General features: G+C 54.7%; 11 protein-coding genes. 6 read left to right on the top strand and 5 right to left on the bottom strand.

Annotation, left to right across the window (positions count from 1 at the left end; translation table 11 throughout):
* The 4 genes from ABWO67_RS16550 to ABWO67_RS16535 all read right to left on the bottom strand — a co-directional run.
* Window positions 1-807, bottom strand: an 807-nt coding sequence (locus ABWO67_RS16550) for an Rpn family recombination-promoting nuclease/putative transposase (RefSeq protein WP_353153518.1), incomplete at its 3' end; no start/stop codon positions are given.
* Between the two features lie 123 nt (window positions 808-930).
* Window positions 931-1,662 (bottom strand): FadR/GntR family transcriptional regulator, encoded by a 732-nt coding sequence (locus ABWO67_RS16545; protein ID WP_353153515.1) that lies wholly within the window; start codon window positions 1,660-1,662, stop codon window positions 931-933.
* A 42-nt stretch (window positions 1,663-1,704) separates the two neighbouring features.
* Complete coding sequence (locus ABWO67_RS16540; protein WP_353153513.1) at window positions 1,705-2,766, bottom strand: Ldh family oxidoreductase; 1,062 nt, start codon at window positions 2,764-2,766, stop codon at window positions 1,705-1,707.
* On the bottom strand, window positions 2,766-3,524 hold the full coding sequence (locus tag ABWO67_RS16535) for an SDR family NAD(P)-dependent oxidoreductase (RefSeq protein ID WP_353153511.1): 759 nt from the start codon (window positions 3,522-3,524) through the stop codon (window positions 2,766-2,768). Before ABWO67_RS16535 ends, ABWO67_RS16540 begins: the two co-directional genes overlap by 1 nt.
* Window positions 3,525-3,819: 295 nt before the next feature.
* On the opposite strand from ABWO67_RS16535, the gene ABWO67_RS16530 reads away from it, so the two are divergent.
* The 6 genes from ABWO67_RS16530 (at window position 3,820) to ABWO67_RS16505 (ending at window position 10,738) form a co-directional block, all read left to right on the top strand.
* Window positions 3,820-5,349, top strand: a complete 1,530-nt coding sequence (locus ABWO67_RS16530) for a UxaA family hydrolase (RefSeq protein WP_502930036.1) — start codon at window positions 3,820-3,822, stop codon at window positions 5,347-5,349.
* A gap of 27 nt (window positions 5,350-5,376) precedes the next feature.
* On the top strand, window positions 5,377-6,375 hold the full coding sequence (locus ABWO67_RS16525; RefSeq protein WP_353153506.1) for a C-terminal binding protein: 999 nt from the start codon (window positions 5,377-5,379) through the stop codon (window positions 6,373-6,375).
* Between the two features lie 26 nt (window positions 6,376-6,401).
* Window positions 6,402-7,487, top strand: coding sequence for an ABC transporter ATP-binding protein (locus ABWO67_RS16520; protein WP_353153503.1), 1,086 nt, complete (start codon window positions 6,402-6,404; stop codon window positions 7,485-7,487).
* A 71-nt stretch (window positions 7,488-7,558) separates the two neighbouring features.
* A complete protein-coding gene (locus ABWO67_RS16515; protein ID WP_353153501.1) occupies window positions 7,559-8,875 on the top strand; it encodes an ABC transporter substrate-binding protein in 1,317 nt (438 codons plus the stop codon).
* Window positions 8,876-8,966: 91 nt separating this feature from the next.
* Complete coding sequence (locus ABWO67_RS16510) at window positions 8,967-9,866, top strand: carbohydrate ABC transporter permease (RefSeq protein ID WP_353153498.1); 900 nt, start codon at window positions 8,967-8,969, stop codon at window positions 9,864-9,866.
* Window positions 9,863-10,738: a carbohydrate ABC transporter permease gene (locus ABWO67_RS16505; RefSeq protein WP_353153496.1), complete on the top strand. Its 876-nt coding sequence runs from the start codon at window positions 9,863-9,865 to the stop codon at window positions 10,736-10,738. The genes ABWO67_RS16510 and ABWO67_RS16505 overlap by 4 nt, the downstream gene beginning before the upstream one ends.
* A gap of 101 nt (window positions 10,739-10,839) precedes the next feature.
* Here the strand turns inward: ABWO67_RS16505 and ABWO67_RS16500 are convergent.
* Window positions 10,840-11,183: hypothetical protein (locus ABWO67_RS16500; RefSeq protein ID WP_353153493.1), on the bottom strand; the 344-nt coding region annotated here is incomplete at its 5' end.

Below are 11,183 nucleotides of genomic sequence, written 5' to 3'. Positions count from 1 at the left end.
CATGCCTTTTTGCATGCCCTGCATCAGCAGCTTGTCTGTCCACGAGACATGACCTTCAATTAACATGGCATTAAACTCCTGGAAGTTGTTGATGGCACTAGCATCCCGGCCTTTGACATTGCGAGGCCACAGCACATGCTTGGTCCATTCTAACAAAGCATCGCGCACGGATGCATATACGGGATCAGCCGTCTGTGTAATGACAGTTTGCACCAGTTGCTGTAATTGCTCAATACTTTGGCAATGCTCTAGCCGGATCAATAGGCCCATCAATCCAGCTTGAGGTACTTTCCCCTTCCGTAATAACTCACCCTCATCCACCAGGATATAACCACCATCTGGAAAAATGCCGGACAGCGCCGCACTTGTTTCGAACTTCTCGGCCAGACGCGTGGCCGCCGCCCAGCGCGTTACGCCGTTATACAACACCACGGGCAATACCAAGGGATAGGGGTCGCCATGTAAAATCTTCTTTTGTTTGATCAGGCTTTCGTATAGTAAAAGCACATAAATAGTAATCCGCAATGCCATATGCGTGTCGTTGGAAGACTGGAACTCCAGCAATAACAACAGATGCAGATCAGCGCCAGAAGTGCGAGGGATGCACCAGACGCAATCGCTATGGCGCTGACGTAGGTCCTTAGTAATAAAACTGCCAGACAAGGCCTTGGCACGGTTCCAATCCAGCTCAATGGCTGCAGGCAATGCGAGATCCGGGCTAGCCGCCTGCAGTATGCCTTCAAACAAGCTCTTAACCATCAAAGGGTTGCTGAACAACAGGCGGTAACTAGCATCGTATTTGTTCATGAGGGATCCCGGCAATGCGTAAGGGACACTCACTATATGGTGCATGCCGACCCAATTAATAAGGAGTGGCCGGGATTAGTCCGTCGTGGAAACTTCGTAGCACCAAGGCCTCGCGTACGTACTTCAGAGAGGTGAAGAACGCTTCCCCCGCCCCTTCGCATCGACAAGGCTTGAGGTCAGCCGTTTGAATGCGATCCCCATATGGTGCTGCATGGCCGCCCGAGCCAAGTCAGGATTCTTACTGCGCAATGCCTGCAGTATTTCCCTGTGCTCGCGTATGGCGTCCTGCCAAACATCATTGGTTTCGAAATGGCGATCCAGCTGGTTGAACAAAGGTCCCAATCGAAAATCGAATAGACGCTTGACCACATCCACCAACACGCTATTGCCTGTGGCTTCGGCAATGCGGACATGAAACAGACGATCGGCCTCTAATGGCTTTATCCCGGCACGGGCATCCGCTTCCATCATGTCTATCGCTTCTGCAATAGCGTCAAAATGACGCTTGCGCGCCACCTTGGCAGCTGTCGCCGCCACCTCTCCCTCCAGCAATATTCGGGCGCGTATCAGCTCCAGAGGGCCCTCTTCGCCCGAAAGGTCCAGGCTAGCCTTGGCGGGCGGCGGGGGTTCGCACACATAAATACCCGACCCCAGGCGCACCTCGATATACCCTTGCACCTCAAGGGCGATAAGCGCCTCGCGCAACGACGGCCGGCTAACGCCAAGCTGGACGGACAAGTCACGTTCGGATGGTAGGCGAAATCCCACGGGAAATTCGCCAGCCTGAATCAGTGTACGTAACTGATCACTAATCTGCCGGTAAAGGCGCGGGGGTTCGATAACCTTGATAGGCATTAGATTTACACACTGCGAATAGGTTGCTGCAAGGGCCTACATTTAACCATCGATTGCCTGGGGAAAGGCGACGCCGTAGCGTTTCGCGCAATCTTGCAGCATGGAGGGAATCGTGGGATGCAAAGCAATGCCCAGACGGGTTTGCTCATCCTTGGCAGCCATGCCCCGGTCGCCGGGCATGCGTACCGAGCTTATGCCCGGACGAGGCGGATTGCTTCGGCATGCATCGGCGATCCAATCGGTCTGGCGCATGAATTCGCCGGTCCCGGCAAATGCTTCGGGATCGTAAAGCGTCATGAAGACCGTAGCGCCCCAGCCTAACGGCGGATCAGCGCGGCCATGGCCAGCCAGGCCCCCCGTTAAGGCCTCTACCATCAATGCCAGCCCAAAGCCTTTATGGCCAGACTGTACGCCGCCCAAGGGCAAGATGGTGCCGGGTGGGTCGCTGGCAAGGACAGCCGGATCGCGACTAGGTCTGCCATCCGCATCAAGCATGCATTCTTGATCGAATTGCTCGCCCGCCTTGTGCAAGCGGGCACTCATCCCGTTAGTGACGATCGAAGAAGAAATGTCGACCAAAAATGGCGTACCCGACGTTGGAATCCCTACCGCGATCGGATCAGGCGTGAAAGCGGCACGCGTGCCGCCATGCGGCGCAACGCTTGCCACCGCAGGGTCGGAGCAAGCCAGCACCAGCATCAAGCCTTGCTCTGTGGCCCGCAACAAATACGCCGCCAGGCAAGCAATATGATGGCTGCGACGTATGACCAGCGTCGCGCTGCCAAACTCACGGGCGCGCGGCGCCAGCGTAGCCAGCCCCTGGTGCACTAACCACGGCCCAGGCAAACGCTTGCCATCCCATAATAGCGAGGCCCCCCTGTCAGATAACAGCGCCGGGGTGCCGGACAATGCCATTGTGCCGTTTTCGATTTCCTTGATGTAAGGCGCCAGTAAAGCCAGGCCATGCGTATCATGGCCGAGCAGGTCGCCCTCGACCAGAGTTTGCGCAACAACCGTTGCCAGCTCAGCGTCCATTCCAGCGGCAACAAGCAGTTCGGTAGCGCAACGGTTCAGTTCCGAAGCGGAATATCGTTGTATGGTCATTAATATGTTGCCCGTCCGCCAGAAACATCGAATACCGCGCCGGTGGAAAAAGAACATTCTTCCGAACAAAGCCAAGCGACCAACGCCGCGATTTCGTCGGTCTTGCCGAAACGGTTCATCGGAATTTTAGACAGCATGAAGTCTATATGCTGCTGTGTCATTTGCTCGAAGATAGCGGTACGCACTGCAGCAGGCGTTACGCAATTAACGCCTATTCCGGTTTGTGCAAGTTCTTTACCCAATGATTTGGTCAGGGCGATGACCCCTGCTTTGGAAGCACTATAAGCCGACGCATTCGGGTTGCCCTCTTTTCCGGCAATCGAAGCGATATTGACGATACGGCCATAGCCTTTTTCACGCATATGGGGAACGACGGCACGACAACATAGAAATGGACCGCGCAAATTCACATTCATGACCTCGTCCCAGTCAGCCACGGGGTAGTCCCAAACGGTGGTGTTAGGGCCGGTAATGCCTGCGCTGGTCACCAGCACATCAATCTTGCCGGCAAATTCCAGGCTTGCCCTGCACGCCGCATTGATGGAGTCTTCCTGCTTGACATCGACATTGACCGCATGCGGCTTGCTTTCGCCAAACGTCTTCAATGCCTCTTGCAACATATCTGAATCACGATCCCACAGGCTGACCGTAGCCCCACCCTCGACAAGCCGATGTGCAATAGCCAGGCCAATTCCGGCCGCCCCTCCTGTCACTACGGCATGTCGCTCTGAAAAATTGTAATGATTACGCTCCGCCACTCGTGCTCTCCTCGAGAGAAAACTTGCCAGTTCAACCCAATAAATTGGTCTGACCAAAACCGCTAGATTTCCATAGCCTCAAGCACTTGTCAAGATAAAAAAGCAGACTTAAAAACGTGCCAACGCGCATAAAGCTTGATGCTGCAAAGACTTAAGCCAATAGGCACTGGGGTAAATACTAGGGCTGCATACTGGTAATACCACTTTACCCGTTTCGGCTAGTGTAATAGACTGAGTTGAGTACTCCTAACAGGAATTCACAGTGACACAAGAAATAGCCATAGCCGTCGATTCCATCGGCCGCCGCGATCAGGAACCTGCCGTACTGCGCCTGACCCCCAACGACGACGTGCTTATCGCAACACGCGACATCAAGCCTGGCACTGCCTTTCCCGAATACCAAATTGCATCATCCGATGCGATACCCGCGGGCCATAAAATGGCTGCCAAAACCATCTCCTCCGGCGAACCAGTGCGCCGCTATAACCAGATTATCGGTTTTGCCACCCGCGACATTCTGCCCGGCCAGCACATCCATCTGCATAACCTGGCCATGCACGATTTTGTACGCGATTATGCGTTTTGCGCCGATATACGGCCCGATCCCAAACCTGAGACAGCGAAAACATTCGACGGCATAGTCCGCGCCGACGGCCGCGTCGCCACGCGCAACTACATAGGCATCATCAGCAGCGTCAACTGCTCGGCCACCGTATGCCGCCAAATTGCCGAAGCCTTCCGCGGCGACGCCCTTGCCGCCTTTCCCAATGTCGATGGCGTAGTTCCCATTACGCATAAAACCGGCTGTGGCATGGCCAGCGCAGGCGAAGGCATAGACCTTTTGCGGCGCGTTACTGCCGGTTATATCCGCCACCCCAACTTTGCGGCGGTCCTGTTCATAGGGCTAGGCTGTGAATCGAATCAGGTCTCGTCCCTGCTTGGCGCGGAAGGCCTGAACGAATCCGATAGCCTGCGCACCATGACGATCCAAGATATCGGCGGCACGCGCAAAACCATAGAACAAGGCATAGCGCTCATAAAAGAGTTGCTGCCCATTGCCAATCAGGCAACACGCCAGCCCGTACCCATAAGCCACCTTACCGTGGGCCTGCAATGCGGCGGTTCGGATGGGTATTCCGGCATTACCGCTAACCCGGCATTGGGCGCGGCCATGGATTTGCTTGTGCAGCACGGCGGCACAGCGATACTTAGCGAGACGCCGGAAATCTACGGTGCCGAACATTTACTGACACGCCGCGCGGTTTCTAAAGAGGTGGGGCAAAAACTGGTCGACCGCATTCATTGGTGGGAAGCATATACCGAACGTCTAGGCGGTGAAATGAATAACAACCCCTCCCCCGGCAACAAGGCAGGCGGGTTGACGACCATTCTTGAAAAATCCCTGGGAGCGGTCGCCAAGGCCGGCACCAGCAACTTGTCCGATGTCGTCGAATACGCACAGACGGTGACATCCCATGGCCTGGTTTTTATGGACACCCCCGGCTACGACCCGGTCTCGGCCACCGGCCAAGTTGCTGGCGGCGCCAATGTCATCTGTTTTACCACTGGCCGCGGATCGGTATATGGATGTAAACCATCGCCGTCGCTAAAACTGGCAACCAATACGCGCATGTATCGCCACATGAGCGAAGACATGGATATTAACTGCGGGGAAATCCTTGAAGGCGCCACAACGGTGCAACAAAAAGGCGCAGAGATCTTGCTACGCATCATTGAAATCGCCTCGGGGCAACGTACCAAAAGCGAAGAGTACGGTTTCGGCGAAGACGAATTCGCGCCCTGGGTACTAGGCCCCACCATGTAGTCGCCAGCAATCTTAAAGGAAACTTGAGTGACCGAACCGCAACAAATAGTGCCCCGGAAAATCCTGATCACCGATTATGACTTCCCCGATCTTGAACTAGAAAAATCCCTGTATCGTAAAGCAGGCATCGAAGTTGTTACAGCACAATGCCGCACTGAAGCCGACGTCATCGCAGCGTCAGCCGGGTGCCAAGGGCTGCTGGTTCAATATGCGCCGGTCAATGCCGCGGTATTCACCGCCAGGCCCGAAATTCGCATTGTTAGCCGCTACGGCGCCGGCTTTGACACCGTCAATACCGACGATGCCAAAGCACACGGCGTTTGGGTTGGCAATTCACCAGACTATGGCGTTGGCGAAGTCGCTACACATGCATTCGCCATGATGCTTTCCTTGCTGCGGCACATCACCTTCTACGATCGCGATGTCAAAGCCGGCCAATGGCATTTTTCATCCGCTGGCCCAATGCGCCGGGTCTCCGACATGACGGTAGGTATCCTGGGCCTGGGCCGTATCGGCAAACGCATGGCGCATATCGCCCGCAATAGCTTCAAGCACGTTATTGCCTGCGACCCCTATTTGCTGGACGGCGACTTCCCGGCTTATGTAGAACGCGTTAGTATGGACGAACTCTTTTCGCGGGCCGATGCCATATCGGTGCATGTACCCCTGAATAACGAAACCCGGGGCATCGTCAGCAGGCGAATGCTGCGATTAATGCAGGCCGGCAGCGTATTAGTCAATACGGCGCGTGGCCCGGTAGTCGATATCGACGCCTTGCTGGAAACTCTGGACAATGGCCGGCTTGACGGCGCAGCACTAGATGTACTGCCCCACGAACCGCCAGCGGTAGACTCGCGCATTGTGCAGCATCCACGTGTGTTGCTATCGCCACATGCCGCCTTCTATTCGACGGTGGCTGAAAAAGAATTGCGGCGCAAGGCCGCGCAAAACCTAATTGACTGGGCGCTCAACGGCCGCCCATCTTACATAGTTGTAGAAGGAAGGCAGACCATCGAAGACAGCTAACCGCCCCCAGGCAAAAGGAACAAAGCATGGCATCAGTGCAGATTCGCGAGGTGCAGAAATACTTTGGAAGCACACAAGTCATTCGTGGCGTAAGCATATCCATCCAGGATGGCGAATTTGCAGTGCTTGTGGGGCCTTCGGGCTGCGGTAAGTCCACATTGCTGCGGATGCTTGCGGGCCTTGAAGAAATCACGCAAGGCGAAATTCTTATCGGCGAAAAAGTCGTCAATAACGTACAGCCAAAAGAGCGCGATATCGCCATGGTGTTCCAGAACTATGCGCTCTACCCCCACATGACTGTCTACGACAACATGGCGTTTTCACTGATGCTGGCTAAGTCCGACAAGGCCGTCATCAAGCAACGCGTCGACAAAGCCTCGGAAGTGCTCGGCCTGGGCGCGCTACTGCAACGCTACCCCCGCCAACTCTCAGGAGGCCAGCGCCAACGCGTTGCCATGGGTCGTGCCATCGTGCGCGATCCCCAGGTTTTTCTATTCGACGAACCGTTATCGAATCTGGATGCAAAACTACGCGTACAAATGCGCGCTGAGATCAAAGCGCTGCACCAGCGCCTGGGCACGACTTCCGTATACGTGACCCACGACCAGATCGAAGCCATGACCATGGCGGATCAAATCGTTGTCATGCACGACGGTGTCGTCGAGCAACATGGCAAGCCCCTGCATATCTACGACCATCCTGCCAACCTGTTCGTAGCGGGTTTCATCGGTTCTCCCGCCATGAATTTCATTCCCGGTACGCTACGCCGCCACCCAGCAGGAGCCAACGTTGAATTTGCCGACGGCAGTAGCCTGCCGGCCCCACAAAGCGCCCATGGCGCAGGCGCTGACGGCCAAAAAGTCATTTACGGCGTACGCCCTGAACACCTATCAATCGGCGAGCCCGACACAGGCTTGAAATCCATTGTTGTCGTGGTCGAGCCTACCGGCGCCAATACCGAAGTCTATTCGAGCTTTTGCGGGGTAGACATGATCTCGATTTTTCGCGAACGCCACGATTTTACGGCTGGCGACATCTTGCATTTGCTGCCCGATCCGCAGCGCACCCACTTATTCGATGAACAATCCGGCAAAGTGCTGGTGCAAGCGTAATTTCAGGAGGTTGTAACGATGTAAACAGAGCGGTACGGGACATTGTCCCAATAACCAAAGGAGTGCAAGACATGACAAAGCTGACAAGGCGCGATTTCTTGATTTCTACAGCAGGGATTACCGCCGCAGCAAGCATGGGAAACCATGCATTTGCTGCCGCACCTGGAGAGCTGATCTACAAACCCGAAGAAGGCGCCAAGTTGCGGGTTCTTCGATGGAAACGGTTTGTACAAGGCGATGAAGATCTCTGGAACGCCAACACTAAAAAATTCACAGAAAAAACCGGTGTTGAAGTACGGATAGATGCCGAAGGCTGGGAGGACGTCAGGCCCAAGGCGGCTGTAGCTGCCAACATAGGTAGCGGCCCCGACATTATCATCGGCTGGTTCGATGACCCGCATCAGTATCCCGACAAGCTGCTTGACCTGTCCGAGCTCGCTAATTATCTGGATAAAAAATACGGCGGCTGGTATGACGTATGCAAGAAATACGGCATGCGCGGCGATAAATGGATCGCCCTGCCGCTAGGCGTCGTTGGCAATGCCTTGTGCTATCGCGAAAGCCAGGTTAAAGCAGCCGGCTTCGACAGCGTTCCCAAAGATACCGCTGGGTTTCTCAAGCTATGCCAGGCACTTAAGGCCAAAGGCACACCGGTTGGATTCGCGCTGGGTAAAGCCGTTGGCGATGGCAACAACTGGGCGCACTGGCTGCTTTGGTCGCACGGCGGGATGATGGTCGACAATAAGGGCAATGTAGTTATCAATTCGCCAGAAACCTGGGCAGCGCTGGAATATGCGCAACAACTATACAAAACCTTTGTGCCTGGCACCCTCTCTTGGCAGGATCCATCTAATAACAAGGCATTCCTGGATAACCAGATCAGCATGACCGCCAATGGCATTTCGGTGTATTACGCAGCCAAGAACTCGACCGACCCAAAATGGCAGGCCATGGCCAAAGACATACAACATGCGCACCTGCCTATAGGCCCCATAGGCAAGCCCACCGAGCTCATGCAAATCACACAGATGATGCTGTTCAAGTATTCAAAATACCCGAACGCCGCCAAGGCCTACTTGCAGTTCATGATGGAAGCAGACCAGTACAACCCCTGGATGGAAGCCGCCATAGGCTATGTCAGCCAATCGCTTAAAGCCTACGAGGCCAATCCCATCTGGACTGTAGACCCCAAGCATACGGTGTATCGCGATGCTGCAGCGCTAATGCTGGATAACGGCCATGCTGGCCCCTTGGGAACCGCGTCTGCGGCAGTCATGGCCGACTATGTCGTACTCGACATGATCGCGGCAGCCGCCAGCGGTTCCAAAACGCCCAAAGAAGCAGCAGCCCAGGCCGCCGAACGCGCCAAGCGCTATTACAAGGCCTAAGAAATCGGCGCGGGTAACGAAACTGCGATTTAAGCCCTTTACAGCGGCAAATCTTGCGCTGCTGTAAAGGCGGACTTTGTCGAGGATGTTTATGCTATCTCGCATACTGAATAACAGAAACTGGCTGGGGCTGGTTTTTATGCTGCCCACCGCCTTATTGCTATTGGTGTTCTTAACCTATCCCTTAGGGCTGGGCATATGGCTGGGTTTCACGGATGCCAAGATAGGTCGGGCCGGCGAATGGATCGGCCTGGAAAACTATATATATCTTTCTGGCGACTCCGTAGCGCAACTGGCGCTGTTCAATACCTTGTTCTACACAGCCGTAGCCAGTGTATTGAAATTCGCCCTCGGACTATGGCTGGCGCTGCTACTGAATAAAAACCTGCCCTTCAAGTCGTTTTTTCGCTCCATGGTCTTGCTGCCTTGGATCGTGCCGACAGCGTTATCGGCACTGGCATTCTGGTGGATTTACGATGCACAGTTTTCGATTATCAGCTGGACCCTGGTCAAAATGGGTCTCATAGACACTTATATCAATTTCCTTGGCGACCCATGGATGGCGAGGTTTTCAACCATAGTCGCCAATGTCTGGCGCGGCATTCCGTTTGTTGCCATTACGCTGTTGGCCGGCCTGCAAACCATCTCTCCCGCCTTGTATGAAGCGGCTTCTATTGATGGCGTAACGCCCTGGCAGCAGTTTCGTTATGTCACCCTGCCCTTATTGACGCCGATTATCGCGGTCGTCATGACGTTCTCCGTCTTGTTCACCTTCACCGACTTTCAACTGATTTACGTACTGACCCGCGGCGGGCCGCTCAATGCCACGCACCTGATGACGACCCTGTCATTCCAGCGTGCGATTCCGGGAGGCTCTCTGGGAGAAGGTGCAGCACTGGCCATCATGATGGTGCCGTTCTTGCTGGCGGCCATCATGTTTTCCTATTTCGGCCTGCAACGACGCGCGTGGCAGCAAGGAGGCGACAAATGAAGACTGACCAACAAGAAGAAAAACAAGGCATGGATTATCTTCAATCCATGCCCCGGCGCTGGGTCACCATTTACATCCCGCTAGGCATCTTCGTCTTTGTCTTGCTGTTTCCGTTCTACTGGATGGCAATTACCGCATTCAAGCCAGATGAAGAGATGGCGCTAAGCTCGGGTAACCCTTTCTGGGTGCTTGCCCCAACCCTGAAGCATTTCAAGACGCTACTCTGGGAGACCCCCTTTCCGGGCTGGCTGTGGAACTCGATACTGATTTCGACCGTGGCAACGCTTATTTCCCTGGCAGCCAGTGTTTTTGCGGCGTATGCCATTGAGCGGTTACGCTTCCAGGGCTCCAAGCAAGTTGGTTTGGGGATATTTTTTGCTTACCTTGTTCCGCCATCGATTTTGTTCATTCCTTTGGCCGCCATCGTCTTCCAGTTGGGGCTGTTCGATACGCGTATGGCCCTGATTCTGACTTACCCAACGTTTTTAATTCCATTCAGCACTTGGTTGCTGATGGGCTATTTTCGTTCGATTCCCTACGAGCTGGAAGAATGCGCGCTGATCGATGGTGCTACCCGCTGGGAAATACTGGTAAAAATCATTCTTCCGCTATCTGTTCCGGGACTGATATCAGCAGGCATTTTTGCCTTCACGCTTTCCTGGAATGAATTCATTTACGCGCTAACGTTTATTTCGTCTACAGAATTCAAGACGGTGCCTGTTGGTATCGTGACGGAACTGATCGAAGGCGATGTTTACCACTGGGGAGCGCTGATGGCTGGGGCCCTGCTGGGCTCACTGCCAGTGGCGATTGTGTATTCGTTTTTTGTTGAGTATTACGTGTCGGGGATGACGGGGGCGGTCAAGGAGTAAACGGTCGCGTATCAGATCCCGTTTCGTATCATCAATCTTTCTTGATACGCGTGGCAGGCCCTGTGTTTTATCGTTAATTTTTATAGCCCGCGCGTCAGGTCCTATGAGGCGGTATTGCGCTCCTCGTTGCCTGGTTCGTCGCCCTGCGGCGCCGAACCCGCATCGCCCCACTCATCCGCCCATTCGGGCTCCTTTCGTGTGCGGCTTGCTCGGCCCGAAAGTCGCTGCAATACCGCCTCATAGGACCTGCCCCGCTGCAATATGGAAAGTTGACATATCGATGGGACGGGCTGGGTGCTTGGCATTTTTGCGTGACGCTGGCAATCGTTGGGCAAGCAGACGACGGATGGGCTGCGATGGATCGTACGGCCATTGGCCAGGCCAGTTGCGGCTGTGGCAACGGCTGGCGGGACGCGCAGGACAAGCGCATGCGTTCTTTTGAACC

The sequence above is a fragment of the Pollutimonas bauzanensis genome (assembly GCF_040393045.1).
In the GTDB taxonomy this organism is placed as follows: domain Bacteria; phylum Pseudomonadota; class Gammaproteobacteria; order Burkholderiales; family Burkholderiaceae_B; genus Pollutimonas; species Pollutimonas bauzanensis_A.
The sequence above is the reverse complement of the archived record's forward strand: the minus strand, read 5'-3'. Positions and strand labels throughout refer to the sequence as shown.

What these genes read in the sequence shown, in the direction of transcription:
- ABWO67_RS16540 (WP_353153513.1), bottom strand. Translation starts at nt 2,766, where the DNA reads ATGACCATACAACGATATTCCGCTTCGGAACTGAACCGTTGCGCTACC.
- ABWO67_RS16515 (WP_353153501.1), top strand. Translation starts at nt 7,559, where the DNA reads ATGACAAAGCTGACAAGGCGCGATTTCTTGATTTCTACAGCAGGGATT.
- ABWO67_RS16520 (WP_353153503.1), top strand. Translation starts at nt 6,402, where the DNA reads ATGGCATCAGTGCAGATTCGCGAGGTGCAGAAATACTTTGGAAGCACA.
- ABWO67_RS16510 (WP_353153498.1), top strand. Translation starts at nt 8,967, where the DNA reads ATGCTATCTCGCATACTGAATAACAGAAACTGGCTGGGGCTGGTTTTT.
- ABWO67_RS16505 (WP_353153496.1), top strand. Translation starts at nt 9,863, where the DNA reads ATGAAGACTGACCAACAAGAAGAAAAACAAGGCATGGATTATCTTCAA.
- ABWO67_RS16545 (WP_353153515.1), bottom strand. Translation starts at nt 1,662, where the DNA reads ATGCCTATCAAGGTTATCGAACCCCCGCGCCTTTACCGGCAGATTAGT.